This is a genomic window from Methylobacterium sp. J-088, assembly GCF_022829295.1.
Taxonomy (GTDB): Bacteria; Pseudomonadota; Alphaproteobacteria; order Rhizobiales; family Beijerinckiaceae; genus Methylobacterium.
This window is the reverse complement of record NZ_JAKSYH010000048.1, coordinates 1-26,327: the sequence shown is the minus strand read 5'-3', so window position 1 is coordinate 26,327 and position 26,327 is coordinate 1. Positions and strand designations below refer to the sequence as shown.

Annotated in this window: 29 protein-coding genes; 16 read left to right on the top strand and 13 right to left on the bottom strand. The window is 68.4% G+C overall.

The window, feature by feature from the left end; translation table 11 throughout:
* Positions 1-25 precede the first annotated feature (25 nt).
* Positions 26-1,195 (top strand): acetyl-CoA acetyltransferase, encoded by a 1,170-nt coding sequence (locus tag MKK63_RS05095; RefSeq protein ID WP_243999302.1) that lies wholly within the window; start codon positions 26-28, stop codon positions 1,193-1,195.
* Positions 1,196-1,440: 245 nt separating this feature from the next.
* Here the strand turns inward: MKK63_RS05095 and MKK63_RS05090 are convergent, their stop codons facing one another.
* From MKK63_RS05090 to MKK63_RS05080, 3 genes are all read right to left on the bottom strand, one after another.
* Positions 1,441-2,733, bottom strand: a complete 1,293-nt coding sequence (locus MKK63_RS05090) for an O-acetylhomoserine aminocarboxypropyltransferase/cysteine synthase family protein (RefSeq protein WP_243999300.1) — start codon at positions 2,731-2,733, stop codon at positions 1,441-1,443.
* Positions 2,734-2,791: 58 nt separating this feature from the next.
* Positions 2,792-3,178 carry a response regulator gene (locus MKK63_RS05085; RefSeq protein WP_243999298.1) on the bottom strand — a complete coding sequence of 129 codons (387 nt, stop codon included), beginning with the start codon at positions 3,176-3,178 and terminating at the stop codon, positions 2,792-2,794.
* 86 nt (positions 3,179-3,264) lie between these two features.
* A complete protein-coding gene (locus MKK63_RS05080) occupies positions 3,265-3,921 on the bottom strand; it encodes an alpha/beta hydrolase (protein WP_243927070.1) in 657 nt (218 codons plus the stop codon).
* Between the two features lie 272 nt (positions 3,922-4,193).
* Here MKK63_RS05080 and MKK63_RS05075 point away from each other — a divergent pair, with 272 nt between their 5' ends.
* The 11 genes from MKK63_RS05075 to MKK63_RS05025 all read left to right on the top strand — a co-directional run bounded on the left by MKK63_RS05075 (position 4,194) and on the right by MKK63_RS05025 (position 14,618).
* Positions 4,194-5,363 (top strand): cysteine desulfurase family protein, encoded by a 1,170-nt coding sequence (locus tag MKK63_RS05075; RefSeq protein WP_243999295.1) that lies wholly within the window; start codon positions 4,194-4,196, stop codon positions 5,361-5,363.
* A gap of 69 nt (positions 5,364-5,432) precedes the next feature.
* The gene (gene sufB / locus MKK63_RS05070; protein WP_243927075.1) at positions 5,433-6,902 is read left to right on the top strand and encodes a Fe-S cluster assembly protein SufB; all 1,470 of its coding nucleotides are present in this window, start codon (positions 5,433-5,435) and stop codon (positions 6,900-6,902) included.
* A gap of 226 nt (positions 6,903-7,128) precedes the next feature.
* Positions 7,129-7,881 carry a Fe-S cluster assembly ATPase SufC gene (sufC, locus tag MKK63_RS05065; RefSeq protein WP_243999293.1) on the top strand — a complete coding sequence of 251 codons (753 nt, stop codon included), beginning with the start codon at positions 7,129-7,131 and terminating at the stop codon, positions 7,879-7,881.
* Between the two features lie 3 nt (positions 7,882-7,884).
* A complete protein-coding gene (locus MKK63_RS05060; protein WP_243999291.1) occupies positions 7,885-9,207 on the top strand; it encodes a SufB/SufD family protein in 1,323 nt (440 codons plus the stop codon).
* Between the two features lie 198 nt (positions 9,208-9,405).
* A complete protein-coding gene (locus MKK63_RS05055; RefSeq protein WP_243999289.1) occupies positions 9,406-10,650 on the top strand; it encodes a cysteine desulfurase in 1,245 nt (414 codons plus the stop codon).
* Between the two features lie 52 nt (positions 10,651-10,702).
* The gene (locus tag MKK63_RS05050) at positions 10,703-11,086 is read left to right on the top strand and encodes an SUF system Fe-S cluster assembly protein (RefSeq protein WP_243999288.1); all 384 of its coding nucleotides are present in this window, start codon (positions 10,703-10,705) and stop codon (positions 11,084-11,086) included.
* A 225-nt stretch (positions 11,087-11,311) separates the two neighbouring features.
* Complete coding sequence (locus MKK63_RS05045; RefSeq protein ID WP_243999286.1) at positions 11,312-11,650, top strand: hypothetical protein; 339 nt, start codon at positions 11,312-11,314, stop codon at positions 11,648-11,650.
* A gap of 307 nt (positions 11,651-11,957) precedes the next feature.
* Positions 11,958-12,269, top strand: coding sequence for a hypothetical protein (locus MKK63_RS05040; RefSeq protein ID WP_243999284.1), 312 nt, complete (start codon positions 11,958-11,960; stop codon positions 12,267-12,269).
* Positions 12,270-12,431: 162 nt separating this feature from the next.
* Positions 12,432-12,743, top strand: coding sequence for a hypothetical protein (locus MKK63_RS05035; protein ID WP_243999282.1), 312 nt, complete (start codon positions 12,432-12,434; stop codon positions 12,741-12,743).
* A gap of 163 nt (positions 12,744-12,906) precedes the next feature.
* Entirely contained in the window at positions 12,907-13,842 is a 936-nt protein-coding gene (locus MKK63_RS05030) for an ABC transporter ATP-binding protein (protein WP_243999394.1), read from the top strand.
* Positions 13,843-13,856: 14 nt separating this feature from the next.
* Complete coding sequence (locus MKK63_RS05025) at positions 13,857-14,618, top strand: ABC transporter permease (RefSeq protein WP_243999392.1); 762 nt, start codon at positions 13,857-13,859, stop codon at positions 14,616-14,618.
* A 4-nt stretch (positions 14,619-14,622) separates the two neighbouring features.
* Here the strand turns inward: MKK63_RS05025 and MKK63_RS05020 are convergent, their stop codons facing one another.
* On the bottom strand, positions 14,623-15,387 hold the full coding sequence (locus MKK63_RS05020; RefSeq protein ID WP_243999280.1) for an alpha/beta fold hydrolase: 765 nt from the start codon (positions 15,385-15,387) through the stop codon (positions 14,623-14,625).
* Between the two features lie 116 nt (positions 15,388-15,503).
* Here MKK63_RS05020 and MKK63_RS05015 point away from each other — a divergent pair, with 116 nt between their 5' ends.
* A complete protein-coding gene (locus MKK63_RS05015; RefSeq protein ID WP_243999279.1) occupies positions 15,504-16,346 on the top strand; it encodes an FkbM family methyltransferase in 843 nt (280 codons plus the stop codon).
* Here the strand turns inward: MKK63_RS05015 and sfsA are convergent.
* Complete coding sequence (gene sfsA, locus MKK63_RS05010) at positions 16,333-17,046, bottom strand: DNA/RNA nuclease SfsA (RefSeq protein ID WP_243999277.1); 714 nt, start codon at positions 17,044-17,046, stop codon at positions 16,333-16,335. The genes MKK63_RS05015 and sfsA overlap by 14 nt on opposite strands.
* A 77-nt stretch (positions 17,047-17,123) precedes the next feature.
* On the opposite strand from sfsA, the gene MKK63_RS05005 reads away from it, so the two are divergent.
* Together MKK63_RS05005 and MKK63_RS05000 are read left to right on the top strand one after the other, a co-directional pair.
* Positions 17,124-17,864, top strand: coding sequence for a competence/damage-inducible protein A (locus MKK63_RS05005; RefSeq protein ID WP_243999275.1), 741 nt, complete (start codon positions 17,124-17,126; stop codon positions 17,862-17,864).
* A 46-nt stretch (positions 17,865-17,910) separates the two neighbouring features.
* The gene (locus MKK63_RS05000) at positions 17,911-18,780 is read left to right on the top strand and encodes a formate/nitrite transporter family protein (protein WP_243999274.1); all 870 of its coding nucleotides are present in this window, start codon (positions 17,911-17,913) and stop codon (positions 18,778-18,780) included.
* Positions 18,781-18,790: 10 nt separating this feature from the next.
* On the opposite strand, the gene MKK63_RS04995 is transcribed toward MKK63_RS05000, so the two are convergent.
* The 8 genes from MKK63_RS04995 to MKK63_RS04960 form a co-directional block, all read right to left on the bottom strand.
* Positions 18,791-20,071, bottom strand: a complete 1,281-nt coding sequence (locus tag MKK63_RS04995; protein ID WP_243999272.1) for an NAD(P)/FAD-dependent oxidoreductase — start codon at positions 20,069-20,071, stop codon at positions 18,791-18,793.
* Between the two features lie 210 nt (positions 20,072-20,281).
* Positions 20,282-20,767, bottom strand: coding sequence for an ATP F0F1 synthase subunit B (locus MKK63_RS04990; protein ID WP_243999390.1), 486 nt, complete (start codon positions 20,765-20,767; stop codon positions 20,282-20,284).
* A gap of 16 nt (positions 20,768-20,783) precedes the next feature.
* Positions 20,784-21,362 carry a F0F1 ATP synthase subunit B' gene (locus MKK63_RS04985; protein WP_243999270.1) on the bottom strand — a complete coding sequence of 193 codons (579 nt, stop codon included), beginning with the start codon at positions 21,360-21,362 and terminating at the stop codon, positions 20,784-20,786.
* Positions 21,363-21,480: 118 nt separating this feature from the next.
* Positions 21,481-21,708 (bottom strand): F0F1 ATP synthase subunit C, encoded by a 228-nt coding sequence (locus MKK63_RS04980; protein WP_007566773.1) that lies wholly within the window; start codon positions 21,706-21,708, stop codon positions 21,481-21,483.
* 67 nt (positions 21,709-21,775) lie between these two features.
* Positions 21,776-22,531, bottom strand: a complete 756-nt coding sequence (locus MKK63_RS04975; protein WP_243999268.1) for a F0F1 ATP synthase subunit A — start codon at positions 22,529-22,531, stop codon at positions 21,776-21,778.
* A 72-nt stretch (positions 22,532-22,603) separates the two neighbouring features.
* Positions 22,604-22,990 carry an AtpZ/AtpI family protein gene (locus MKK63_RS04970; protein ID WP_243999266.1) on the bottom strand — a complete coding sequence of 129 codons (387 nt, stop codon included), beginning with the start codon at positions 22,988-22,990 and terminating at the stop codon, positions 22,604-22,606.
* 189 nt (positions 22,991-23,179) lie between these two features.
* Positions 23,180-23,824: a DsbA family protein gene (locus tag MKK63_RS04965; protein WP_243999264.1), complete on the bottom strand. Its 645-nt coding sequence runs from the start codon at positions 23,822-23,824 to the stop codon at positions 23,180-23,182.
* Positions 23,825-23,914: 90 nt separating this feature from the next.
* Positions 23,915-24,397 carry a DUF721 domain-containing protein gene (locus tag MKK63_RS04960; RefSeq protein WP_243999262.1) on the bottom strand — a complete coding sequence of 161 codons (483 nt, stop codon included), beginning with the start codon at positions 24,395-24,397 and terminating at the stop codon, positions 23,915-23,917.
* A gap of 133 nt (positions 24,398-24,530) precedes the next feature.
* Between MKK63_RS04960 and mutY the strand changes: the two genes are divergently transcribed.
* The gene (mutY, locus tag MKK63_RS04955; protein ID WP_243999260.1) at positions 24,531-25,856 is read left to right on the top strand and encodes an A/G-specific adenine glycosylase; all 1,326 of its coding nucleotides are present in this window, start codon (positions 24,531-24,533) and stop codon (positions 25,854-25,856) included.
* The last annotated feature ends 471 nt before the right edge of the window (positions 25,857-26,327 follow it).

Genomic DNA, 26,327 nt, shown 5'->3' with positions numbered 1-26,327 from the left:
AAGCCAAGAGTCGGGAGGTCACCGGATGACGCGCGCCTGCATCGTGGGCTGGGCCCACACCCCGTTCGGCAAGCTGGAGGAGCCGGATGTCGAGGGGCTGATCGCCCGGGTCTCCGGTGAGGCGCTGGCCCATGCCGGCGTGGAGGAATCGCAGGTCGACGGCATCTACGTCGGCTCGATGAACACCGGCTTCTCGAAGCAGGGCTTCGAGGGCTCGCTCGTCGCCGTGAACCGGCCGGGCCTCGCCCACGCGCCGGCGACCCATCTGGAGAATGCCTGCGCCACCGGCTCGGCGGCGCTCTACGCGGCCCTCGATTTCGTGGATAGCGGCCGGGGCCGGATCGCCCTGGTGATCGGCGCCGAGAAGATGACCGCCAAGTCCGTGGCCGAAACCGGCGACATCCTGCTGGGCGCCTCCTATCGCAAGGAGGAGGCCGAGATCGAGGGCGGCTTCGCGGGCGTGTTCGGGCGGATCGCGGCGGGGTACTTCCAACGCTACGGCGACCGCAGCGAAGAGCTGGCCCGGATCGCCGCCAAGAACCACCGCAACGGCGTCGCCAACCCCTACGCGCAGCTGCGCAAGGATCTCGGCTTCGCGTTCTGCAACCGCGTCTCGGACAAGAACCCCTACGTGGCCGCACCCCTGCGGCGCACCGACTGCTCGCTGATCTCCGATGGGGCGGCGGCCCTGGTGGTGGCCGATGCCGAGACCGCCGAGGGGCTGGAGCGGGCGATCGGCTTCCGCGCCCGGGCCCATGTCAACGACATCCTGCCGCTCTCCCGCCGCGACCCGACGGAGTTCAAGGGCGCGCGGATGGCCTGGGACAAGGCGCGGGCGCAGGCCGGCATCGGCAACGACGACCTGTCCTTCGTGGAGACCCACGATTGCTTCACCATCGCTGAACTGATCGAGTACGAGGCCATGGGCCTCGCCGCCCCGGGCGAGGGTTTCCGCGTGGTGCGCGATGGGCTGGCCGAGAAGGGCGGCCGGCTGCCGATCAACCCGTCCGGCGGGCTCAAGGCCAAGGGCCACCCGGTGGGCGCCACCGGCGTCTCGATGCACGTGATGGCCTGCCTTCAGCTCATGGGCGAAGCGGGGGAGATGCAGGTGTCCGGGGCCGAACTCGCCGGGATCTTCAACATGGGCGGCGCGGCCGTGGCGAATTATGTGTCGATCCTGGAACGGCGGCGCTGAGCCAGAGGCGACGGCTCCGCCGCCCTTCCTCTCCCCTCTGCGGACGACGTCTTTCACACATACCCAGCGCGGACATCGGCGTCGGCGGAGAAGCTCGACAGGCCCCCTCTCCCGCACGGGAGCGGGGACCCGCGCTCGACCCTGAACTGGTGTTGTCAGACCGAACGCGTGAACCCGCAGGCCCCCGCGGGGGAGGGAGAAACTCCGCGCGCCCTTTCGGCAGTTTGACCGCTGCTAAACCCTGCTCAGCCCAGCTTATCCAGCGCCTGCTGAAGATCCGCGATCAGATCCGCCGCGTTCTCCAGCCCGATCGACAGCCGCACGGTCTCGGGCCCGACCTGCGCGGCGGCCTTCTCGTGCTCGGGCAGTTGGCGATGCGTGGTCGAGGCGGGGTGGATCGCCAGCGATTTGATCTCGCCGATGTTCACGAGGTGCGAGATCAGCTCCAGCCCGGCGATGAGTTCGAGCGCCGCGGGCTCGCCGCCCTTGAGCGCGACGGTGAAGATCGAGCCCGGCCCGTCCGGCGTGTAGCGGCGCGCCAGCGCCTCCCCGGGCTGACCGGGCAACATCGGGTAGCTCACCCAGTCCACGGCCGGATGATCCTTCAGGAAGGCCGCCACCGCCCGCGCGTTGGCGCAGTGCCGCTCCATGCGCAGCGGCAGAGTCTCGATGCCCATCAGCGTCAGGAACGCGTTCATCGGCGACAGGCCGGGCCCCAGATCGCGCAGGCCGAAGAACCGGCACGCCGCCGCGAAGGGCGTCGCCGGAAAGGCCTCGGTCAGCACGAGGTCGTCGTAATCCGGCCAGGGCTCGGTGATCAGGTTGTAGCCGCCGGCCTTGGTCCAATCGAACGTGCCGGCATCGCAGATCATGCCGCCGATGGTCTGGCCGGATCCGCTCAGGAACTTCGAGGTGGAGTGCCAGACGATGTCGGCGCCGTGCTCGATCGGTCGGATCAGGGCCGGCGAGGCAAGGGTGTTGTCTACCACGAGCGGCAGGCCGTGGCGGCGGGCCACCGCGGCGATCCCGTCGAGGTCCATCACCGAACCGCACGGGTTCACGATCGATTCGCAGAAGATCGCCCGGCAGTCCGGTGTGATCGCCGCCTCGAAATCCTCCGGGTCCATGCCGCGGGCGAAGCGGGGCTTCAGGTCGTAGCGCCCGTCGAGGCGCCGCATCAGGCCGAGCGAGCCGCCGAACAGACGCGGGGACGCGACATAGGCGTCGCCGCTCCTCATCAGCGTCATCAGGACCAGCTGCATGGCGGATTGTCCGGAGGACACCGCCACCCCGGCCTTGGCGCCCTCCAGATCGGCGATGCGGCGCTCCAACGCGGCCACCGTTGGGTTCGAACCGCGTGAATAGGAGAACCCGGTGCGGCGGCCCGCGAAGATATCGGCCGCCTGCTCGGTCGAGTCGAACACGAAGCCGTTCGTAAAGTAGATCGGCTGGACCCGCGCACCCGTGGCGGGGTCCGGCGCGGCGCCCGCATGGATGGCCCGCGTGGCGAAACGGTGCTGTCGCGTGGTGTCCGTCATGGCTCTCGGTCGGCGGTTCGGGGCCCGGAGTCGCGGTGAGCCCGGGCGGACCGGTGCGTCAAGCCGCGCGCTGGATGAAGGCGCGCAGCGTCCGGACCAGCGTGATCGGCTCGTAGGGCTTCGGGATGAACCGGGCGCCCTCCGGCATGTCGTTCGGGCCGGGCGTGCCCATGCCGGACACGACCAGCACGGGGATCGACGGCCAGCGATGCGCCACCAGCCGGGCGAGGGCGAAGCCGTCCATCGAGCCCTGCGGCATGTCGACATCCGTCATCAGGACGCCGACATCGTCGCGGTTCTCCAGCACCTTCAGCGCCTTGTCGGCGTGGCTCGCCTCCAGGACCGTGAAGCCCGCATCCGCCAGGGTATCTGCGGCCTCCATCAGCAGGAGACCATCATCCTCGACCAGGAGCACCACGGGTTGGTCGCACGGGCTTTCTGACATCAGACCTGCGGAGCTGTGGTGGATTCCGATGCCCGCGCCGTATTCCCCCGGGGCGCTCCCCGTCAAGGCGCAGGGTTGGCGCAGCGTCAGGCGGCCTCCTCGCGCTTGCCGAGACGCTTGTCGAGGTAGGTGTCCACCGTCTGGGTCAGTTCATCGACCTTGCCGTCGAAAAAGTGGTTGGCGCCGTCGACCACCTGATGCTCGATGATGACGCCCTTCTGCACCTTCACCTTCTCGATCACCGGCATGACCTCGCGGGCCGGCGCGACCCGGTCCTCCGAGCCGTGCACGAAGAGCCCGGAAGACGGGCAGGGCGCCAGGAAGGTGAAGTCGTAGCGATTCGCCATCGCGGCGATCGAGATGAAGCCCTCGATCTCGGGGCGGCGCATCAGCAACTGCATGCCGATCCATGAGCCGAACGACACGCCCGCGATCCAGCAGGACTTCGCCTCCGGATTGACCGACTGCACCCAATCGAGAGCCGCAGCGGCATCGGACAATTCGCCCGAGCCGTGATCGAACGCGCCCTGGCTGCGACCGACCCCACGGAAATTGAAACGCAGGGCTGCGAAGCCGCGGTTGGCGAAGGTGTAGAAAAGGTTGTACACAATCTGATTGTTCATCGTGCCCCCGAATTGCGGGTGCGGGTGCAGGATGATGGCGATCGGCGCGCCGCGCTTCTTGGGGGCCTGATAACGGCCTTCCAGGCGACCGGCGGGGCCGGTGAAGATGACTTCGGGCATGGTTCGCTACTCACTCTCGCATTCGCCCGCCGCGCGCGCGGCGCCAAGCTCAAGCAGCCTTGACTCGATGCGGGAGCACCATAAAAGCAGTCTTAGAACAGTTCTAGTCGATTAGAATCGTTCTAAAGAAGCTGCTCGATGTGTCGCACGGGCTGCCTGAGCCGATCCTGCCGGTCGGCGGGCCTCGATCCATCGGCGGCCCTTAGCACGTCGGACCGGTCGGAAGGCAAGGAATTGTGACGCGTGGCAGACGGGGATCGCACGGGACACCGATGAGCCGGGCACGCGCCTATCTTGATTACAACGCCACTGCTCCGGTCCGCCCGACCGTCGCGGATGCGGTGGCGCGCGCGCTGATGCTCCCGGGTAATCCATCCTCGATCCACGCCGAGGGGCGCGCCGCACGGGCCGCTCTTGAGGCCGCCCGTGCGGCCGTCGCGGCTCTGGTCGGTGCCCGGCCCGAACAGGTCGTGTTCACCAGCGGCGGGACCGAGGCGGCGAACGCGGTCCTGTCGGGCGATCTGCGCCGCCGCGGCCTGCCGGCGCCGACGCGGCTGTTGCACACGGCGACCGAGCATCCCTGCGTCGCCGCAGGCCACCGGTTCCCGGAGGCCGCGGTGGAGCGGCTGCCGGTGACCCGAGAGGGCATCATCGACCTCGCCGCCCTGGAGAGTCGCCTCGCCGCGCTGGCGGACGAGACCGTGCTGCTCTCGGTCCACGCGGCGAACAACGAGACCGGCGCCGTGCAGCCGCTCGCCGAGGTCGTGGCCCTGGCGCGGGGGCATAGCCGAACGCTGGTTCACAGCGACGCCGTGCAGGCGGTCGGCAAGGTCCCCCTCGACATGGCGGCCCTCGGCCTCGACGCCCTGACCCTGTCGGGCCATAAATTCGCGGCGCCGAAGGGTGTCGGCGCGCTGGTGCTGGCCGAAGGCGTCAGCCTCGAGAGCGCCTTCCTGCGCGGCGGCGGACAGGAGCGTCGGCAGCGCTGCGGCACCGAATGCCTGCCGGCCATCGTCGGCATGGGCGAGGCAGCCCGGGCCGCCCGCGCGGCGCTCGATGTAGAGAGCGCGCGGCTCACCGACCTGCGCGATCGGATCGAAGCCGGGGTGCGGGCTCTGGCGCCCGATGCCGTCATCTTCGCGGCCGGAGCCCCGCGCCTGCCCAACACCCTGAATTTCTCGGTCCCGGGCCTCGACGCGCCCGCGTCCGTGATCGCCCTCGATCTCGCCGGCGTGGCGGTGTCGTCGGGCTCGGCCTGCTCGTCGGGTAAGGTCGCGCGCTCGGCGACGCTCGCCGCGATGGGCGTGGATGCGGATCTCGCCGGGGGGGCGCTGCGCGTCAGCCTCGGCTGGAACACGGTGGACGCGGATGCGGCATGCTTCCTCGACGCCTTCGAACGGGTCGTGCAGACCCTATATAAACGGCGAGGACAGGCGGCCTGAGCGCCGTCCCCCCCGCTTTCCGCCAGATGCTTCCCGGCCCTTGACGCCGGAGATGCCTAGGAGACGCCTATGCCTGCCGTGCAGGAAACCATTGACCGGGTCCGCTCGATCGACCTCGACCAGTACAAGTACGGGTTCGAGACCACCATCGAGATGGAGAAGTCCGAGAAGGGCATCTCCGAGGATGTGGTGCGCTTCATCTCGGCCAAGAAGAACGAGCCGGCATGGCTGCTGGAATGGCGCCTCGACGCCTATCGGCGCTGGCTGACTATGCAGGAGCCGGAATGGGCCCGGGTTTCCTACGACAAGGTCAACTACAACGACATCTACTATTACGCGGCGCCCAAGCGCCCGGCCGCGATGTCGCTCGACGAGATCGACCCGGAGATCCTGAAGACCTACGAGAAGCTCGGCATCCCCCTGCGTGAGGTCGAGGTGCTGGAGGGCATCGCGCCGGAGCGCCGCGTCGCGGTCGATGCCGTGTTCGATTCGGTCTCGGTGGCCACCACCTTCAAGAAGGAGCTCTCGAAGGCCGGCGTGATCTTCATGCCGATCTCCGAGGCCGTGCAGGAATACCCGGAGCTGGTGAAGAAGTATCTCGGCTCGGTCGTGCCGGCGACCGACAACTTCTTCGCGACGCTCAACTCGGCCGTCTTCTCGGACGGGTCGTTCGTCTACATCCCGCCGGGCGTCCGCTGCCCGATGGAGCTGTCGACCTATTTCCGCATCAACGAGCGCGACACCGGCCAGTTCGAGCGCACGCTGATCATCGCCGACAAGGGCTCCTACGTCTCGTATCTGGAGGGCTGCACCGCCCCGAAGCGCGACGACAACCAGCTCCACGCCGCGGTGGTCGAGCTGGTCGCCCTGGACGATGCCGAGATCAAGTACTCGACCGTGCAGAACTGGTACCCGGGTGACAACGACGGCAAGGGCGGGATCTACAACTTCGTGACCAAGCGCGGCGATTGCCGCGGCGCCCGCTCGAAGATCTCGTGGACGCAGGTCGAGACCGGCTCGGCGATCACGTGGAAGTACCCGTCCTGCATCCTGCGCGGCGACGAATCCCGCGGCGAGTTCTACTCGATCGCGGTGTCGAACGGCATGCAGCAGGTCGATTCCGGCACCAAGATGATCCATCTCGGCAAGAACACGACCAGCAGGATCATCTCGAAGGGCATCTCGGCGGGCCGCTCGCAGAACACCTATCGCGGTCTGGTCTCGGCCCACCGCAAGGCTTCGAACGCCCGGAACTTCACGAACTGCGACTCGCTGCTGATCGGCGACCAGTGCGGTGCGCACACCGTGCCGTACATCGAGTCGAAGAACGCCTCGGCGGTGTTCGAGCACGAGGCCACCACCTCGAAGATCTCCGAGGATCAGAAGTTCTACTGCCAGCAGCGCGGCCTCTCCGAGGAGGAGGCGACCGCGCTGATCGTCAACGGCTTCGTCCGGGACGTGCTGCAGCAACTGCCGATGGAGTTCGCCGTCGAGGCGCAGAAGCTGATCTCGATCAGCCTGGAAGGCTCGGTGGGCTGAGCGCCCTCAACGTGTGTGTGCATCCTCCCTCCCCCTTGTGGGGAGGGGCAGGGGTGAGGGTGGTGCCGGATGAAACGCGGCGTTGCCTTCTGCTCCACCCCCACCTCCGGCTCCTCCCCACAAGGGGGAGGAGAGCGCGCCTTGCACTTCGTCACGCCAGGATGCGTGAGCGGCGAGGCCTTGGGGGCAAGGGACAATCCGTGAATCCGAACAGGACTACCGACCAATGCTGGAAATCAAGAACCTCGTCGTGCAGATCGAGGACAACCGCATCCTGAACGGCCTGAACCTGACCGTGAACGACGGCGAGGTCGCCGCCATCATGGGTCCGAACGGCTCGGGCAAGTCGACCCTCTCGTACGTCATCGCCGGCAAGGAGGACTACGAGGTCCTCGACGGCGAGATCCTGCTGGACGGGCAGAACGTGCTGGAGATGGCCGCCGACGAGCGCGCCGCGGCTGGTATCTTCCTGGCCTTTCAGTATCCGCTGGAGATCCCCGGCGTCGGCACGATGACGTTCCTGAAGGCCTGCCTCAACGCCCAGCGCAAGGCGCGCGGCGAGGCCGAGCTGTCGACGCCCGACTTCATCCGGGCGGTGAACGGCGCGGCCGACAAGCTCGAGATCAACAAGGAGATGCTCAAGCGCGCCCTCAATGTCGGCTTCTCCGGCGGCGAGAAGAAGCGTATGGAGATCCTGCAGATGGCGCTGCTGCAGCCGAAGTTCTGCGTGCTCGACGAGACCGATTCCGGCCTCGACATCGACGCCCTGCGCATCGTCTCCGAAGGCGTGAATGCCTTGCGCGACCAGGGCCGCGCGTTCCTGGTGATCACCCACTACCAGCGGCTGCTCAACCACATCGTGCCCGATACCGTGCACGTCATGTCCAAGGGCCAGATCGTGAAGACCGGCGGCAAGGAGTTGGCCCTGGAGCTCGAAGCTTCGGGCTACGCCGAGTACCGCACCAACGAGGCGGCCTGAGCCATGGCCGACGTCACCAACCTCCGCTCGCCCGCCGAGGCCGGCCTGTCGAAGCTGTTCGAGACGGCCCGCCAGAGCTTCGCCAGCGACGCGACCATCGCCCGCGAGGAGGCGTTCCGCTTCTTCGAGGCGACCGGTCTGCCGAGCCGCCGGGTCGAGGCGTTCAAGTACACCGACCTGCGGGCTGCCATCAGCGAGGCCGCGCCGCCGGCCGAGGCGCCGAGCCTCGAGGCCTCCAAGGTGGCGGTCGCCAAGGCGAAGGGCTTTGCCGGGATCGAGGCCGCGCGCTTGACCTTCGTGAACGGCCATCTCGTCCGCGCGCTGTCCGATCTCGATCGGATCCCGGCCGGCGTCACGGTCTTGCCGCTGAACGACGCGCTGAGCCAGGGCGAGGACGCCTTGACCCAGCTCGCCCCCGTGCCCCAGGCACGGGAGAACCCGATCTATCAGCTCAACACCGCCTTCCTGGCGGACGGCGCCGTGATCCGCGTCGCTCCCGGCGCCAAGCCGGCGCAGCCGATCCACCTGCGCTTCGTCGGCACCGGCAGCACGCCGTTCTCGACGGCGACCCGCGTGCTCGTCCAGATCGGCGAGGGCGCGGAATTCAGCCTGCTGGAGAGCCACGAGGGACCAAACGGCCTCACCTGCCAGCCCAACGACGCCCTCGACGTGGTGGTCGGCCCCAGGGCCGCCTTCCGGCACACCCGCCTGAACATCGAAGGCGACGCGACCATTGCGCTCTCGACCCTGTCGCTGAAGGTCGAGGCCGAGGGTCAGGTCGAGACCGTGAACCTCGTCACCGGGGCGGTTCTGTCGCGCCACCAGATCTACGTGCATGTCGCGGGCGACGACACCAACGTCGTGGTCAATGGCGCCGCCATGCTGCGCAACGGCCAGCTCGCCGACTCGACGCTGCTCGCCGACCACGCCGCCGTGGGCGGCGTCGGCCGCGAGCAGTTCAAGTGGATCATCGACGGCGACGCCACAGGCGTGTTCCAGGGCAAGATCATCGTCCGTCAGGCCGCCCAGAAGACCGACGGCAAGATGAAGTCCGACTGCCTCCTCCTCACCGACGAGGGGCAGATGATGAACAAGCCGGAACTGGAAATCTTCGCCGACGACGTCGCCTGCGGCCATGGGGCCACCTGCGGCGCGCCGGATCCGGAACTGCTGTTCTACCTGATGGCCCGCGGCCTGCCGCGCCCGATCGCCGAGAGCCTGCTGGTTCAGGCCTTCGTGGGCGAGGCGGTGGAGGCGGTCACGCACGAGGGCGCCCGCGCGGCGCTGATCGGCGAGATCGAAGCCTGGCTGAGGGCGCGGGGCTGACACCGACTCAACCCTCCCCCCTCTGCGGGGGAGGGTGCCGAACGGAGTGAGGCGGGAGAGGGGGGCGACGGTGGAGAACAAGGCTTTGTTCTCGACACCCGCTCAGTCCTTTCCAGCTGCCGGGCTCCCCTCTCCCGACCCCCTTCGGGGGCCACCCTCCCCCGCAGCGGGGGGAGGGAGATCCGCGAGCGTGACCCGATGAACGCACCCGTCCTCACCCCCACCTACGACGTCGAGGCGATCCGCAAGGATTTCCCGATCCTGGCGCAGCAGGTCTACGGCAAAAAGCTGGTCTATCTCGACAACGCCGCGTCGGCTCAGAAACCGCGGCAGGTGATCGACGCGATGGTCTCCTGCATGGAGACCGGCTACGCCAACGTCCATCGTGGCCTGCACTACATGGCCAACGCCGCGACCGAGGGGTTCGAGGGCGCCCGCGAGACCACGCGCCAGTTCCTCAACGCCGCCTCGACCGACGAGATCATCTTCACCCGCAACGCCACCGAGGCCTACAACCTCGTGGCCTCGTCGATGGGCTGGGGCGGCCTGATCGGGGAGGGGGACGAGATCATCCTCTCGATCATGGAGCACCACTCCAACATCGTGCCCTGGCACTTCCTGCGCGAGCGTCGCGGCGCCGTGATCAAGTGGGCGCCGGTCGACGACGCGGGCAACTTCCTCGTCGAGGAATTCGAAAAACTATTCTCGCCGCGCACCAAGATGGTGGCAATCACCCACATGTCGAACGTGCTCGGCACGGTGACGCCCGCCGCCGAGATCGTGCGCATCGCCCACGCCCACGGCGTGCCGGTGCTGCTCGACGGGGCGCAGAGCGCGGTGCATCAGCCGGTCGACGTGCAGGCGCTCGACTGCGACTTCTTCGTCTTCACCGGCCACAAGGTCTACGGCCCGACCGGGATCGGCGTGCTCTACGGCAAGAAGGAATGGCTGGATCGCCTGCCGCCCTACCAGGGCGGTGGCGAGATGATCCGCACGGTCGGTGAGGACGCCATCACCTACAACGATCCGCCGCACAAGTTCGAGGCCGGCACCCCGGCGATCATCGAGGCGGTGGGTCTCGGGGCAGCGCTCGAATACATGATGTCGCTCGGGCGCGATGCCATCGCCGCGCACGAGGCGAAGCTGACGGCCTACGCGCAGGAGCGGCTCGGCGCGATGAATTCCCTGCGCCTGATCGGCACGGCTCCGGGCAAGGGCGGCGTCATCGCCTTCGAGATGAAGGGGGCGCACGCCCACGACATCGCCACGGTGATCGACCGCCAGGGCGTGGCGGTGCGGGCCGGGACCCATTGCGCCATGCCGCTGCTCAACCGCTTCGGCGTCACCTCGACCTGCCGCGCCTCGTTCGGCCTCTACAACACGACGGCCGAGATCGATGCCCTTGCCGAGGCGCTCGCCAAGGCAGAAATGCTGTTCACCTGATATACGGGTACGAGGCTAGTCCCGTCCGGACGCGTCCGAAGAGAGTGAAGCGATGACCACCGACGCCACCATCACGGGCGGCATGAACGCCCCAGCCGTCGCCGGCGATTCCGCGATCCCGCCGGCGGAACTGGATCGCCTGACCGACGACATCGTCGCGGCGCTGAAGAGCGTCTACGATCCGGAGATCCCGGCCGACATCTACGAGCTCGGCCTGATCTACAAGGTCGATATCGGCGACGATCGGAACGTCGCCATCGATATGACCCTCACCGCGCCGGGCTGCCCGGTGGCGGGCGAGATGCCCGGCTGGGTCGAGAACGCGGTGGCAGCAGTGCCGGGCGTTCAGTCCTGCTCGGTCACGATGGTGTTCGATCCGCCGTGGGATCAGAGCCGCATGTCGGACGAGGCCCGCGTCGCCCTCGACATGTGGTAGCGCGCGGTCACGGCGCGTTGCGCCCGGGCTCGAAGGCGACGGCCTCGTAGACGTCGGCCAGCGCCAGATGCGGGCCGATCTCCGGCTGGTCGATGATGTCGGTCATCGCCTTGTTGCACGCTGAGGCGATCGACGATGCCATTAAGGTCGCGCTAACCATCCGGGCGCAGATCGGGACCGGCCGCAGCCGCGCGGTATCCCCATCAGAGTGCTCGGTGAAATTGAATGGCTTCGGGCTACGTGGTTGCAGCCATTCTGGAGACCGCCGGGCTGGTTGGTCTCGTTCTAGCTCTGGTGAGAATCCAGGCGGAACGTCGGGCGAAGGTCGCCGAGTTGCGGAGCTTCCTCCGCTCCGGCCAAACCGGATCCGCCGCCGGTGATCACGGTGGCTCGCATCATCGGGCCGCCTTCGGGACCCGCGTGGTCGCCGTTCCCTACGCTGCGGCACCCGGCCTAACCGGACCGACCCGTGACACGGCGGCCCGTTCCGCCCTCCGGCGCGCCATCGCGCGCGGTGGCCAGCAATTCCACGCCGACACGGCCGTCCCGATCAGCGCAGGATGATATCGAGGCCGCTGCCGAAGAGTACGACGGCGCTGAGCGTCAGCATGAACTTCAGGTCCTCGAGACGGGCGCTCATGATCGATCCTCTCTCAGGGGTGGCTGCCTCGCCGCCCGGCCAACGCATTACCAACGTATTAACGGAATTTCCGCGAGTCTTTTCAGCTTCCGTTAGGGATTTGCGGGCGGTTTCCATTTACTAAGGTTAGTCGTTCGTTAAGACCGCACCGGATCCGTTAATGTGTTCTAGCTCCGCCGGCACGGCTCGGCGGTGCGGCAGAGCACGCATTCTCCCAGGACGTTCGACGCCATGGAGCACAGCAGGACCGGCGTGTTCGCCAGGACGGTCGATTGGCTATTCCGGAACCGCAAAACCGGTGCGCTGACCGTCGGGCAATGGCCCAATCTACCCCTGTGGCTGTTCGGTGGGTTCACGTTGGGCGCCTGGGCGGCGCAGACGAACCAATCCCTGGCACGATGGCTGTCTGTCGGCGCAGACCTCGCCCTCGCGTGGTGGGCGCTCGATGAACTGTTGCGCGGGGTAAATCCCTGGCGCAGGTTCCTCGGGGCCGGGACGCTGGTCGGGCTTGTCGTGCTCATCACGCTTCGGCGAGCGGGTTGAGCCAAGCTCGTCTGATCACGGCGCCATTTCAAGGCGAGATGATTGAATTGGCCGTTGCCCGGAGGTCCGCTGATCCACTCGGCCCCCCTGTCCACCGAAACTCCGCTGTCTGCCGCGAGGTTCGACACCTAACGGTAGGTTGCACCGGTCGCGAATATGTGGATGTTCGCGCCGGGCGTCGGCGCATGCGTCCGATCGAGGGTTGGTGTTGAAGGCATCATGACGGACGCAGCGGGCTTCGATCCTAAGACAGCCACGTCCTCCGCCGACGAGCGGGTGCGGCTGCTCGGACAGATTGCAGAGGCGTTGAAGATCCCCGTCTCGACCTTCCAGGGGCGCGGGACCGCGAACGCAATTCCACGCGGACCGGCCGCCTCGGAATGCGCCGCGCTGCTGGCGGCGTTCTCGCGCATCGAAGACCCGGATCAGCGCCGGGAATGCTTGGCGATCGTCGAGCGCTTCGGCGAGCGATAACGGCTGACGTGCCCGGCCGTGCGCCGGCGCACACCGGATCGGCCCGGCTTCCCGATCGGCGTGCTATAGGGCCGGCCTTCCCGAGGCGACGTCCGTCGGCGCATCGACGCGCGCGCGGTGCGCACGTTACCGGCTCCGGGCTCGCCAACGCTTCACTCAGGCCCTGATGCCGATCATATCCATCTCGCAGCTGTCGAAGACCTACACGTCCGGCTTCACGGCCCTGCGCGACATCGACCTCGCGATCGAGGCCGGGGAGATCTTCGCGTTGCTCGGCCCGAACGGAGCCGGCAAGTCGACCCTGATCAACATCGTCTGCGGGATCGTCACGCCGAGTTCCGGCACCGTACTGGTCGATGGCCATGACATTGCCGGCGACTACCGCGCCGCACGGCGCGCCATCGGGCTCGTGCCGCAGGAACTCACCACCGACGCCTTCGAGACGGTGCTGAACACGGTCAGCTTCTCCCGCGGCCTGTTCGGGCTGCGGCCGGATCCCGGCCATATCGAGCGGATCCTGCGGGCGCTCTCCCTGTGGGACAAGCGCGACAGCCGGCTGATGACCCTGTCGGGCGGCATGAAGCGTCGGGTGCTGATCGCCAAGGCGCTGTCGCACGAGCCCCGGGTGCTGTTCCTCGACGAGCCGACCGCGGGCGTCGATGTCGAGTTGCGCCAGGACATGTGGCGTTTGGTGCGCGAGCTGCGTCAACAGGGCGTCACCGTCATCCTCACCACCCACTACATCGAGGAGGCGGAGGAGATGGCCGACCGCATCGGCGTGATCCGCCGCGGCGAGATCATCCTGGTGGAGGAGAAGGCCGCGCTGATGCGCAAGCTGGGGCGCAAGCAGCTCACCCTGAATCTTCAGCAGCCGATCACGGCCATCCCGCCCGAACTCGCCGATTACGAACTGGCCCTCGCCGCGGACGGGCGCGAACTGGTCTACACCTACGATACGCGGGCCGAGCGCACCGGCATCACCGGGCTGCTCACCGGGCTCGCCGCGGCGGGCATCCGGTTCAACGACCTGCACACCGAGCAGAGTTCGCTGGAGGACATCTTCGTGGGCCTCGTGCGCGAAGAAGGAGCACGGGCATGAGCACGGCTTACAGCATGAACTGGCCGGCGGTCCGGGCGATCTATCGGTTCGAGATGGGACGGTTCTGGCGCACCGCCGGGCAGAGCATCCTGGCCCCGGTGATCTCGACCACGCTGTACTTCGTGGTGTTCGGCGCCGCGATCGGCTCGCGGGTCTCGGCGGTCGACGGCGTGCCCTACGGGCTGTTCATCGTGCCCGGGCTGATCATGCTGTCGCTGCTGACGCAGAGCATCGCCAACGCCTCGTTCGGCATCTACTTCCCGCGCTTCGCCGGCACGATCTACGAGATCCTGTCGGCACCGATCTCGCCGCTGGAGGTCGTGCTGGGCTTCGTCGGTGCGGCGGCCTCCAAGTCGATCCTGATCGGCCTGATCATCCTGGCGACCTCGGCGCTGTTCGTGCCGCTTCGAATCGAACACCCGGTCTGGATGATCGGCTTCCTGCTGCTCACCGCCGTGACCTTCAGCCTGTTCGGCTTCGTGATCGGCCTCTGGGCGGACGGGTTCGAGAAGCTTCAGCTCGTGCCGCTCCTCGTCGTCACGCCGCTGACCTTCCTGGGTGGCAGCTTCTACGCCATCGGCATGCTGCCGCCGTTCTGGCACGCGGTGAGCCTGCTCAACCCGGTCGTGTACCTGATCAGCGGTTTCCGCTGGGCGTTCTTCGGCAAGGCTGACGTGAACATCGCGATCAGCCTCGGCATGACCGCGTTGTTCCTGGTGATCTGCCTCGGCCTCGTCACCTACATCTTCCGCACGGGCTACCGGCTGAAGAGCTGAGGCCTCAGGGCTGCGCGGCCAGGAAGGCCAGCACGCCATCCCGGTGCGGCTTCGCGCCGACCGCGGTGGAGTGGTCCTTGCCCTCGATCTCGAGCGCCCGCGCATCCGGGATCAGGGCGGCGAGACCCGGACCGGAGCCCGCGACCGTGTCGAGGGTGCCGACCGAGACCAGCACCGGAACCTCGATCTGTCCGAGTTCCGCCCGGCTCAGGGTCTGGCGGGAGCCGCGCATGCAGGCGGCCAGCGCCCGCAGGTCGCTCCGCGTCTGCTCGGCGAACATGCGGAAGGCCGCCGCGGTCGGGTTCGACGCCTTTGTGCCGGCGGGCGCCTCCAGCGCCTCCGCGATGCCCGAGGGCAGCCCCTTACCCTCGACGAGGTGCATGCCGAGCCCGCCGATCAGCGCCGAGCGGACCCGGTCGGCGTGGTCGAGGGCGATGTGCGCCGTGATCCGCCCGCCCATCGAGTAGCCCATCACGTGGGCGCGCTCGATCCCGAGATGGTCGAGCAGGCGAATCGCATCGCCCGCCATCGCCTCCGAGCTGTAGGCGGCCGGATCGTAGAGCTTCTCGCTCTCGCCGTGGCCGCGATTGTCCAGGGCGATCGCCCGGTAGCCGGCCTGGGTCAGGGCCTTCACCCACTGGGTGTTGACCCAGTTGACCGCGTGGTTCGACGCGAAGCCGTGGATCAGCAGGACCGGCTTGCCCACACCGTCCGCCGGTGGGACGTCGATATAGGCGATCCGCACGCCGTCGGAATTGAAGGATTCCATGCCGGGCAACCCATGCTCCTCACGCTCGGCCACCGCTTAGACCACGCGGGCTTGCCGGGGCAACGCATCGCGATCGGCTTGCGGGGGCGCGCGCCGGCTGGCAAACCCCGCCGGTCATGACGGACACGCAGCCTTACGGCACCTACGAACCCACCGGTCTCGTAGCGGCCATCACCCGCCGCACGACCAGGATCCCGGCCGGATCCTGGTACGGGCGGCGCCTCGCGCTGTTCCTGCGCCGGATCGCGATCTCGCGGCTCCGGGGCAAGCCCCTGGATGTCACCCGCTACGGGGCGCGCATGCGGCTGCACCCGTACAACAACAATTGCGAGAAGAAGGTGTTGTTCACGCCGCAGTTCTTCGATCCCGAAGAGCGGGCACTTCTTCAGGAACGCCTGCCGAAGGACTGCGTGTTCCTCGACATCGGCGCCAATATCGGAGCCTACGCGTTGTGCGTGGCCGCCTTCTCGGGCCCGGGGGCCCGGATCATCGCGGTGGAACCGCAGCCCGACGTGTTCAACCGCCTGACCTACAACATCGCTCAGAACCCGTTCCACACCGTGAAGGCGGTCGCCTGCGCGGTGGCCGACAAGGCCGGCGAGCTGACCCTGTTCATCGATCCCCGCAACCGGGGCGAATCGAGCCTGCGGATCGTCGGCACCAACGAGGGCGCCCGGATCACCGTGCCGGCGGTGACGCTGATGGATCTGCTGCGTGGCGAAAGGCTGTCGTGGGTCGATGCCGTCAAGCTCGACGTGGAGGGTGCCGAGGATCTGATCCTGGAGCCGTTCCTGCGCGAGGCGCCGGACTCCCTGCTGCCCCGCATCCTGCTGATCGAGAACGGCACCGGCCAGTGGCAGATCGACCTGCCCAGGCACCTCGAGGGCTTCGGCTATCGCGAGGTCGCGCGCTCCCGGCTGAACCTGATGTTCGAACGCTCGGCCGTCAGGGCGGCGTGACGACCGGAATCTCGTCCGCAATCCTAACGCCCTCCGGGCCGACCGCACAGCGATAGGCGCGGACCACCACGCCCGCGGCACGCGCCTCCCGAAAGGCCTTGTCGAAGGCCGGGTCGATGTCGCGGGCGACATCGAACGCCTCCGCGTGCATCTGCACCACGATGACGACCAGCGCCCGGCCGCCCGCGACGACCACCTGGGCGAGGTCGCGCATGTGCCGGGCGCTGCGGGCGGCCGTGCAGTCGGGGAACTCCGCCAGACCGGCCCGGCGCATCAGGTGGCAGTTCTTGACCTCGACGTGGCACGGCCCGCCACCACCGCCGCTCGCCAGGAAATCGACCCGGCTCGCCTGCGCGTAGCGAACCTCCGGCTTCAGCACGTCGTACCCGGCCAAGGCCGGGATCACCCCGGCCCGGAAAGCCTCGGCCACCAGGCCGTTCGGGCGCAGGGTGTTGAGGCCGACCCATTGCGGGCCGCCGGGCAGATCGGCCTCGACCAGCTCCCAGGTCAGCGGAAGCTTGCGCGTCGGGTTCGCCGAGCGGGACAGCAGTGCCCGCACCCCGGGCGTGTTCAGCCCCAGCATCGCCCCCGGATTGGGGCAATGCGCCGTGACGAGCCCCTCCGCAGTCTCGATATCGGCCAGGAAGCGCTTGTAGCGTCGAACCAGCCGTCCCGGCAGGAGCGGCGCGGCGAACTGCATGGCATCCTCGGGATTGTCGTAGCCAGGAGAGCGTGTCGCGCTATCTGCCCGCGCGATCCACCCGACGCCAGAGACCCATGGACCAGACCACCGAATCCGTCACCGCCGCCATCCTCGTGATCGGCGATGAGATCCTCTCGGGTCGCACCAAGGACAAGAACATCGGCACCATCGCGGACTTCCTCACCGCGGCCGGCATCGATCTCCGTGAGGTGCGGGTCGTGCCGGATGAGGCCGACATGATCGTCGAAGCGGTCAATGCCCTGCGGACCCGCTACGCCTATCTGTTCACCACCGGCGGGATCGGCCCGACCCACGACGACATCACGGCGGATTGCGTCGCCCGAGCCTTCGGGGTCGGCATCGATGTCGATGAGCGCGCCCGGGCGATGCTGCTGGAGCGGCACAAGCCGGAGGATCTGAACGAAGCCCGCCTGCGCATGGCACGCATCCCCTTCGGCGCCGACCTGATCGCCAACCCGGTCTCGAAGGCGCCGGGCTTCCGGATCGGCAACGTCCACGTGATGGCCGGCGTGCCCGCCATCATGCAGGCCATGCTGGATTCGATCGCCCCGACCCTGCAGGGGGGCGCCGCGATGCTCTCCGAGACGATCGAGGCGGCCGGCCTGCCGGAGGGCAATTACGCCGGTGACCTCGGCGTGATCGCCAAGGAGCGGCCGAAGGTTTCGATCGGTTCGTATCCGGCGATGACGCCGGAGGGGTTTCGCAACCGGATCGTCGTGCGCAGCCGGGATCCCGCGGCGCTCGCCGAGGCGCGCGGCGCGGTCGAAGCCTTGCTGGCGCGGCTGTCGGCCTGAATGTCGGACCTCCAATCGGATCGCGTTGCGTTACGGAGCTGAGTGGATGGTGCGGGACAAGAACAAGCGGGCCGATCCGGCGGCCCGCCGCGACGAGTTGCTGAAGGAGGTCTCGGAAATCGGCCGCCCCGACGCCTACGTCCTGCACGAGGTCATCCGGCTGGAAGGCGACGAGGAGTTGCGGCGCAACGGCCTCGCGCTGTTCCTCTCGGCGTTCTCCGCGGGCTTGAGCATCGCCCTGTCGCTGATCGTACCCGGCGTCCTGCGGAGCCACCTGCCCGAGACGGACTGGGCGAAGATCGTGAGCTCCATGGGCTACGCGGTCGGCTTCCTCGTCGTGGTCCTTGGGCGGCAGCAGCTCTTCACCGAAAACACGATCACGCCGGTCCTGCCGCTGCTGCACGACCGCTCCGTGAAGACGGCCCTGCGGGTGGTCCGGCTCTGGTCAATCGTCCTGTCGGGCAACATCCTGGGGACGCTCACGATCGCGACGGTGGTGGCCTATTCGGGCGCCTTCGAGCCACCCGTGCTCAAGGCCTTCGCGGAGATCAGCCACGACGCCATCGCGCACGATTTCTGGGCGACGTTCGTCAAGGCGGTCTTCGCCGGTTGGATGATCGCCCTGATGGTGTGGTTCCTGCCCGCCACGGCCAGCGCGGCACCCTTCGTGATCCTGCTGATGACGTGGCTGGTGGCGCTCTGCAGCCTCGCTCATATCGTGGCCGGCTCGGTGGAGGCCTTCTACCTCGTGGTCACCGGGGCCGCCTCGATGGGCGATTACGGGTTGAAGTTTTTCCTGCCGACGCTGCTCGGCAACACCTTCGGCGGGGCCGCTCTGGTGGCAGTGCTGAATTACGGACAGGTCGCGCCGGAGGTGGAGGAGACCAAGGCGGTCGAGGGCGAACGGCTCGATTGAGACCGGCCGCTCAGTCGAGCTTCACGGGCGGGCTGATCAGGTGATCGAGATCGTCGAGCAGCCATGCCAGAGTCCCGCGGACAGGTCCGTACAGGCCGATCTGATGCTGGCGGTACAGCAGGTCGTGGGTCAGCCGGGCGGACAGCCCTCTCAGGCGGCCGCCGCCGAAGGTGTAGCGGCCCAGCGTCCCCCATCCGTTGAAATCGGCCAGCGAGACGATGGCGCCTTTCTCGACGTAGCGGAATGGCGGCAGCTCGGTCGCCACGGTGCCGCCGCTGGCCAGCGCGCCTCCGAGATGGCGGGCGAGGTGCTGCGCCTGCTGCCGGGCGGCCTGTGCCGTCGCGGGAACCGGCTTGTCGGTTTGCGGATCCGCGAGGCTGGCGCAGTCGCCCAGCGCGATGATCGCCGGATCGCGGGTCGCGCGCAGGTCCGGGCCGACGACGAGCTGTCCGGTCCGTGACCGCTCCAACCCGTCGAGGCCGGCGAGCACGTCGGGGGCCTTCACGCCGGCCGCCCAGACCTTCAGACCGGCGGGGATGCGGCTTCCATCCTTCAGGGTAAAGCCCGACGCGTCCGCCGCCGTTACCATGGCGCCGGTCCGCACCGCGACGCCGAGGTCCGAGAGGGTGCGGGCGGCGGCGCGCGAGACTCGCTCCGGAAAGGCCGCCAGCAGGCGCGGCCCGCTCTCGATCAGGGTCAAACGCAGGCGCTGCGGCAAGTCCGGCGAACCGTAGGCCGAGAGCAGGTTGATGGCATGTTTCAACTCGGCGGCGAGCTCGACGCCGGTTGCCCCGCCGCCCACGATCGCGATCTCCAGCATGCCGCCGCGATCGAGCCGCGCCAGCAGATGGCATCGGAGCTGGTCGTGGAAGTGCTCGGCCTCGGTCAGATCGTCGATGGTCAGGCAATGCTCCGCAACGCCGGGCGTGCCGAAATCATTGGCCCGGCTCCCGATGGCGATGACCAGGAGGTCGTAAGCGAGGTCCACCTCCGGCCGCCCCTCGGCGGCTTCGATCATGAGTTTAACCCGCTTCGCCGCCCGGTCGATACCGGTCAGGGCCCCGGGCTGGAACCGGAAGCTATTGCGGCGCGCCTGGGCGAAGAAGTCGACCTTCTGCCGGTCGGCCTGGGCCGTGCCGGCCGCGAAGGTGTGCAGCATCGGCTTCCAGACGTGAGACAGGCTGCGGTCGGCGAGGATCACGTCGGCCCCGCCGCCGCGCCCGAGGCTCGTGGCCACCTCGATGCCGGCGACGCCGCCGCCGACGATTACGATCCGTGCCTTATCCGCCATGCCGTCCCCGCGCTCACACGCTTCGGGAACGTCGTTCACGGCCGCGATGTTCGCCGGTGCCGACGGTCTTCGTCATCGCGATTGGTCGCGCAGCGACCCCGGCCGGGCAGCGTCGGTGAGCGCGGCGCGATGGGATCCTTCCCGAGCGCCGACGCCGCTGAACGAAAAAAGCCGCCCGGAGGCGGCTTCTCTACGCGGGGATGAACTGGATCAGGACCGCAGGCGCGTCCGGACTTCACCGAGGCTCGCGCGGATCAGGCCCTGGGCGGCCTCGCCCTGCAACCGGTCGCGCAGGATCGTCTCCGACACCTTGACGGCGGCCTCGGCAGCCGCAGCCCGGACCTGGGCTTCGGCTTGCGCCTCGGCCTGGGCGATCTTGGTTTCAGCAGCCTTGGTGCGGCGGGCCAGGAAGTCGTCGAGCTTGCGGTGGCCCTCTTCGGCGGCGCGCTGCGCCTCCTCACGGGCGCCGGCGACGATCGACTCGGCCTCCTTCTCGGCCTCGGCGCGGCGGCGCTTGTAGTCGGCCAGCACGGCGGCCGCCTCCTCGCGCAGGCGCTTGGCCTCATCGAGTTCGTGGCGGACGCGCTTGGCACGGCCGTCGAGTCCCTTGGTCATCGCCGAGAAAGCGCCGGCCTTCCAGGCGATACCCATGAAGATGACGAACGCGACGGCGACCCAGAATTCGGCTTCGAGCAGCATCGTGGGTTCCCGTCTAGTGTGCGGTGGCGTCGAGGGCGCGGTCGAGGGTCGCCCGGTCGGGCGCCTGACCCGTCAGACGCTCGACGATCGCCGCGGCGGCCTCGCCCGCGATCGAGCGGACATTGCCCATGGCGGTTTCGGTCCGCTGGCGGATCGTCGCTTCGGAAGTGGCGAGCTTCGCGTTCAGCTGCTCCTCCAGCGCCTTGCGCTTGGCATCGGCCTCGGCGGCCAGTTCGTTGCGGGTGGTCTGCGCGATGTCGCGCGCCTTGCCCTGCGCGTCCCGCAGCGCGGTCTCGAAGGCGACGCCTGCGGCATCCGCCTCGGTTTTCATGGCCTGCGCCTGATCGAGATCGGCCCGCAGCCGCTCCGCGCGGGCGTGCAGGATCGACTGGATCCGCGGCAGCGCGATCTTGTCCATCAGGTAGTAGAGAAGCCCGAAGGCGAGCGCGAGCCAGATCAGCTGCGCCAGGAAGCCGGAGCTCTCGAAGGGCGGGAAGGCGCCGGTATGCCCTTCCGGGTGCTCGACATGGCCCGGCACGACCTGCGTGTCGGCGCCCGGGGGCGGCGTGGTGAGGGGGTTGGGCTGCGCCATGGGACCGCTACACTGACACCGTTCGCTGAAGCCACCGCGATGCGGTGACGGACGAAGGCGGGCGCCCCATCACGGAGCGCCCACCCGTTGACCGGGAGGCCGCAGCCTCCGTTGCCGATCAGACGGCGAAGAGCAGCAGCAGCGCGATCAGCAGCGAGAAGATGCCGAGCGCCTCGGTGAGGGCGAAGCCCAGGAGCAGCGTGGCGCGCTGGCCGTCGGCAGCGGACGGGTTGCGAAGGGCGCCGGCAAGGAACTGACCGAACAGGTTGCCGAGGCCGATGCCCGCACCCGCCATGCCGAGGCAGGCGAGGCCGGCGCCGATGTACTTCGCAGCGACGGGATCCATGATAACTCCTGAGGTCTCTTCAGATCGAAACGTGCTTTGACGTTTGCGGCGGGTGGAGCCGGCCGGATTAGTGGCCGGGGTGAAGGGCGTCGTTGAGGTAGATCGCCGTCAGCGTCGCGAAGACGTAGGCCTGCAGCGCCGCAACGAGGAATTCGAGCGCGGTCAGCGCGATCGTCAGGAACAGCGGGAGCGGCGATAGCACGCTCCAGGCGCCCGCGAGAAGAAGCTGAACCACGAAGAACGCGAAGATCTTCATCGCGATGTGGCCGGCCAGCATGTTGGCGAACAGACGCACCGACAGGCTGATCGGGCGCGAGATGAAGGAGATGATCTCGATCGGCACCAGGATCGCCAGAAGCGGCTTCGGCACGCCCGACGGCACGAACAGGCCGAAGAAGTGGGTGCCGTGCTTCATCACGCCGAAGATCACCACGGTGGAGATCACGAGCGCGGCGAGCCCGAAGGTGACGATCAGGTGGCTGGTCACCGCGAAGGCGTAGGGGATCATCCCGAACAGGTTCAGGATCAGCACGAACATGAACAGGGAGAACACCAGCGGCATGAACCGCTTGCCGCCGTCGCCGGTGGATTGGTGCAGCGTGTCGGCGATGAATTCGTAGAAGATCTCCGCGAGCGACTGCATCCGGCCCGGGACGATCGAGCGCGACGAAGTCGCCACGATGGTGATCAGCGCGATCACGCCGACGGCGGCGAACATGTACAGGGCGGATTGGGTGAACGCGAGTTGCTGATGGCCGATATGGCCGAGCGATACGAGCGGCTTCAGCTCGAACTGCTCGATCGGGTCGATCGTGACCGCCATTCCCGCTCCCGCCCTTCTTGTCCGACGCACCGGCTCATGCCGGCCGCCTCGATTGTCACCGACCGGCGCGCCTTATGGCTCCTGCCGGTCGCGCCGCTCCGGACGCGCGCCGGAGAAACCCGACACCCGCATCACGTTGTAGACCCCCGCGACGAACCCGAGCATCAGAAGGACGATCAAGCCCCAGGGTTTGGTCCCGAAGACATGATCGACGATCCAGCCGAGTACCCCTCCCGCGATCACGCCAGCGACGAACTCGGTCGAGAGCGTCATGGCCTGGCCCAGCGACGAGCCTCCGCCGTTCCGAGGGCGCGTTGAAGGATCGGCAGCAGCCTGCGGCCGCTTCCGTTCGATCTGCGTCTCGAGACGTTTGAGCCTCGCGGAGAGTTCGCTGTCCGTCGGCGTCCCCTCGGTCCCGTCTCCGTCCCTCGCCCCGCCCCTCGTGTCGTCGCCGTTCACGGCTCAAAACTCACAGGGCGGGAGGATCCGAAACCGGCTGGACGCCCCCAGCAAGCGGGCGCACCATAGTTTCGCCTATCTTGGGTGTCAAGGCGAAGCCCATACATGGTAAGCCGTTGATTTTAATCTGGTATTCCAGCTTGAGCCGCAACTCCGGCGCGGTGCTTCGCAAGAGCGTCGGCCCGGCCTTCAGGCCCCGATGATCGGCTTGATCACCTTCTCCATGCCCTCGACCGTCATCTCGCCGGTGTAGCGCTCGCCGTTGATGAAGAAGGTCGGCGTGGAATCGACCTTGAACACGTCGAGCCCGCGCTGCTTCACGGTGTTGACGGCACCGTAGATCTTCTGGTCCTTCAGGCAGGCCTCGAAGGTCTGCTTGGTGTAGCCGGCCTGCCGCAGCATCTGCTCCAGCGCATCCACCGGCTTGGGCGTGAAGGCCCAGGCCGCCTGCTGATCGAACAGCAGGTCGGTGATCGGGTAGTACTTCGAATCGCCCTCGCAGCGCGCCAGCATGAACGCGGCGGTGGCCAGGGGATCGAGGGGGAATTCGCGCAGCGTGAACCGCACCTTGCCGGTGTCGATGTAGCGCTCCTTCAACGTCGGCCACGTGTTGCGGTGGAAGGCGGCGCAGTGCGAGCAGGTCATCGAGGCGTACTCGATGATCGTGCACTTGGCGTCCGGGGGCCCGAGCCAGACATCGCCGAGCGGGCCCGGCTGCATCAGGGTCGCGAGATCCGCGCCCTGTGCCTGCGCCGCATGGGGCAGGTAGGGCAGGGCGAGGCCGGCGCCCAAGGCGAGGCCGGAGAACTTGAGAGCGTCGCGTCGCGTCGTCATCGGGCAGGCTCCGCCGGATTGATCAGTCTTGGCGTCCCGATGCGGGTACTCGGGCGCGGCCGTCCTGGCAAGGCGACCGAATCGCCTCGCTTATCGATCCGGGCGGGTGGCGACGGCCGCGGTCCCGAGGCGGTCGAGGGCCGCGCGCAGGCCGTCATCGGCGATCCCGGCGACCGCCTTCTGGACCTCGACGACCCGAACGGGATCCACGCGGGTGGGTTTGGCCTGCGCGCCGCTCCGGCCGACCCGGTCCTGCTGCAGGACGATCCGCGACACGCAGGCCCAGCCGTAATGCCTGTTGATCCGCTGGATCACCACCGGCGCGAGGTGCTGCAATTCGATGGCGAACACCCCCTCGACGCGCACGACCAGCGTACCGGATTCCGGCGCCTCGCCATCCCGGCGGCGGCGCTTGGGCCATTCGAGCTTGGACGGCCGGCAGTAGCGGGCCAGCCGTTCGCCCACGATCTCCGGCCACGCGGCCAGGATGTCGGTCGAGGCGAAGCCCTGCGCCGCAAAGGCCGGGCCGATGCAGCCCTCGATCAGTTCGGCCAGCGGTTTGACGCGCGCCATGGTGGTCCCGGCCCTGTGGATCCGGCGACGTTAGCGCAGGATGGTTGACGAAGGGAGGACGCAGCCGCGCTTTCGCCGCCCTATGATCGCCTCACCCCGCCGGCTATGCAGCGCGGACCCTGTCGATCTGCCCATGCCGCGCCGTACAGCCATGGATCATCAAGCCGGTGCCGGACCGCGCGCCGACGACCTGCTCGCCTGGTACGACCGCCATCGGCGCGTCCTGCCGTGGCGGGTGCTCGCCGGAGAGGCGCCCGATCCGTACCGGGTCTGGCTGTCCGAGGTGATGCTCCAACAGACCACGATCGCGGCGGTCCGGCCGTATTTCGAGCGCTTCCTGGGGCGGTTTCCCGACGTATTCGCCCTGGCGGACGCCCCCGAGGAGGCCGTGATGGCGGCCTGGGCGGGGCTCGGCTACTACTCCCGCGCGCGCAATCTGCACGCCTGCGCGAAGGCCGTGGCCGCGGGCGGCGGGCGCTTTCCCGATACCGCGGAGGCCTTGCGCAAGCTCCCGGGGATCGGCGCCTATACGGCCGGGGCGATCGCCGCGATCGCCTTCGACCGGCCGGAAGCGGCTGTCGACGGCAATGTCGAGCGGGTCCTGAGCCGCGCCTACGCGGTCGAGGCGCCCCTGCCGGGCAGCCGCCCGGAGATCCGGCGGCTGACCCAGGCCCTCGTCCCCGACGAAAGGCCGGGCGACTTCGCGCAAGCGCTGATGGATCTCGGTGCGACGATCTGCACGCCCAAGCGGCCCGCCTGCGCGCTCTGCCCCTGGATGGTGCCCTGTCGGGCCCGGGCGCTCGGCACGCAGGACACGTTCCCGCGCAAGATCAGGGTCGCCAAGGGGGCTCTGCGCCGCGGCGCGGCCTTCGTGGCGATCCGCAGCGGCGATGAGGGGGTTTTGCTGCGGACGCGGGCGCCGGAGGGACTGCTCGGCAACATGGCAGAGCCGCCGGGCAGCGTTTGGGAGCCGGACTACGACGTGGCCGGAGCCCTGCTGGACGCGCCCCTCGACGCGCGCTGGAAGCGCCTGCCGGGGCTCGTGCGCCACGGCTTCACGCATTTTCCGCTGGAGCTGACGGTGTTCGTGGCTCGGGTCGCCCTCTCGACGCCCGCGCCGGCCGGCATGCGCTTCACGCCGCGCAGTGCCCTCGACGACGAGCCGCTGCCGGGCCTGATGCGCAAGGTCCTGGCTCACGCCTTCGACCCGAAGCCGGAGCCCGAGAAGAAGCCGCGGGGACGCCCGAAGAAGGACCCGCCACCGATGCCGCTGCTGGCGGCGATGGAAGCCCCAGTGTCGATGCCGGATCCGGAGCCGCGCCCGCGCGTGCGGGCCGTGCCGAAACCGCAGCCGAAGCCGGCGCCCTTGCCGCCGCCGGACGCGGACGATTTCCTGGACGGTGAGCCTGAGGCACCACCGGCCGCGCCGCGCCGTCGGGGCACGGCGCGGCGGCGCTAGAGCGCTCTCCGCCGAAGTGGACACCGGTTCGGCGCAAGAGAGCGCGTTGAAACAAAGGCTTAGAGCTGTGCTCGATTGCAACGCGCACGGTACACGACACGCGTCTGCCAACACGGGTGGCAAGCGCGACATGCCCCCTCTCCCGTGCGGGAGAGGGTTGGGGTGAGGGTCGAGAAAGTTCAGGATCGCGCGCAGCTTAAAGGCGCTGACAGGGTGCGCCTCTTCCGGCAAGCTCTCATCCCTAACCCGGTCCCGCTCCCGAACGAGAGAGGGCACCCGGCACCTTTTCGGCGGCGTTGGTGTCACTGTCGTGTAACGTGTGCCACCCCATCGTACACGGCTCTAGCGCTTCAGCCACGCATCGAGCGCTTCGTAGCGCGTCGGGTCGTCCGGGCAGAGGCCGGTGCCGCATTCCGCCGCCGTCGAGACGGCATTGGCGAGGATGATTCCGAGGAACAGCAGAAGGCCGGC

Excerpts from the sequence above, each read along its gene's own strand:
- MKK63_RS04975 (WP_243999268.1), bottom strand. The coding sequence starts at position 22,531 with ATGGCGGTCACGATCGACCCGATCGAGCAGTTCGAGCTGAAGCCGCTC.
- MKK63_RS05000 (WP_243999274.1), top strand. The coding sequence starts at position 17,911 with ATGGTGCGGGACAAGAACAAGCGGGCCGATCCGGCGGCCCGCCGCGAC.
- sufC (WP_243999293.1), top strand. The coding sequence starts at position 7,129 with ATGCTGGAAATCAAGAACCTCGTCGTGCAGATCGAGGACAACCGCATC.
- MKK63_RS05090 (WP_243999300.1), bottom strand. The coding sequence starts at position 2,733 with ATGACGGACACCACGCGACAGCACCGTTTCGCCACGCGGGCCATCCAT.
- sfsA (WP_243999277.1), bottom strand. The coding sequence starts at position 17,046 with ATGCAGTTCGCCGCGCCGCTCCTGCCGGGACGGCTGGTTCGACGCTAC.
- MKK63_RS05015 (WP_243999279.1), top strand. The coding sequence starts at position 15,504 with ATGACGGACACGCAGCCTTACGGCACCTACGAACCCACCGGTCTCGTA.
- MKK63_RS05005 (WP_243999275.1), top strand. The coding sequence starts at position 17,124 with ATGGACCAGACCACCGAATCCGTCACCGCCGCCATCCTCGTGATCGGC.
- MKK63_RS04995 (WP_243999272.1), bottom strand. The coding sequence starts at position 20,071 with ATGGCGGATAAGGCACGGATCGTAATCGTCGGCGGCGGCGTCGCCGGC.
- MKK63_RS05085 (WP_243999298.1), bottom strand. The coding sequence starts at position 3,178 with ATGTCAGAAAGCCCGTGCGACCAACCCGTGGTGCTCCTGGTCGAGGAT.
- MKK63_RS05080 (WP_243927070.1), bottom strand. The coding sequence starts at position 3,921 with ATGCCCGAAGTCATCTTCACCGGCCCCGCCGGTCGCCTGGAAGGCCGT.
- MKK63_RS05025 (WP_243999392.1), top strand. The coding sequence starts at position 13,857 with ATGAACTGGCCGGCGGTCCGGGCGATCTATCGGTTCGAGATGGGACGG.
- MKK63_RS05040 (WP_243999284.1), top strand. The coding sequence starts at position 11,958 with ATGGAGCACAGCAGGACCGGCGTGTTCGCCAGGACGGTCGATTGGCTA.
- MKK63_RS04985 (WP_243999270.1), bottom strand. The coding sequence starts at position 21,362 with ATGGCGCAGCCCAACCCCCTCACCACGCCGCCCCCGGGCGCCGACACG.
- MKK63_RS05055 (WP_243999289.1), top strand. The coding sequence starts at position 9,406 with ATGAACGCACCCGTCCTCACCCCCACCTACGACGTCGAGGCGATCCGC.
- mutY (WP_243999260.1), top strand. The coding sequence starts at position 24,531 with ATGCCGCGCCGTACAGCCATGGATCATCAAGCCGGTGCCGGACCGCGC.
- MKK63_RS05050 (WP_243999288.1), top strand. The coding sequence starts at position 10,703 with ATGACCACCGACGCCACCATCACGGGCGGCATGAACGCCCCAGCCGTC.
- MKK63_RS05035 (WP_243999282.1), top strand. The coding sequence starts at position 12,432 with ATGTTCGCGCCGGGCGTCGGCGCATGCGTCCGATCGAGGGTTGGTGTT.
- MKK63_RS04965 (WP_243999264.1), bottom strand. The coding sequence starts at position 23,824 with ATGACGACGCGACGCGACGCTCTCAAGTTCTCCGGCCTCGCCTTGGGC.
- sufB (WP_243927075.1), top strand. The coding sequence starts at position 5,433 with ATGCCTGCCGTGCAGGAAACCATTGACCGGGTCCGCTCGATCGACCTC.
- MKK63_RS05095 (WP_243999302.1), top strand. The coding sequence starts at position 26 with ATGACGCGCGCCTGCATCGTGGGCTGGGCCCACACCCCGTTCGGCAAG.
- MKK63_RS05060 (WP_243999291.1), top strand. The coding sequence starts at position 7,885 with ATGGCCGACGTCACCAACCTCCGCTCGCCCGCCGAGGCCGGCCTGTCG.
- MKK63_RS04960 (WP_243999262.1), bottom strand. The coding sequence starts at position 24,397 with ATGGCGCGCGTCAAACCGCTGGCCGAACTGATCGAGGGCTGCATCGGC.
- MKK63_RS04980 (WP_007566773.1), bottom strand. The coding sequence starts at position 21,708 with ATGGATCCCGTCGCTGCGAAGTACATCGGCGCCGGCCTCGCCTGCCTC.
- MKK63_RS05045 (WP_243999286.1), top strand. The coding sequence starts at position 11,312 with ATGGCTTCGGGCTACGTGGTTGCAGCCATTCTGGAGACCGCCGGGCTG.
- MKK63_RS05075 (WP_243999295.1), top strand. The coding sequence starts at position 4,194 with ATGAGCCGGGCACGCGCCTATCTTGATTACAACGCCACTGCTCCGGTC.
- MKK63_RS05020 (WP_243999280.1), bottom strand. The coding sequence starts at position 15,387 with ATGGAATCCTTCAATTCCGACGGCGTGCGGATCGCCTATATCGACGTC.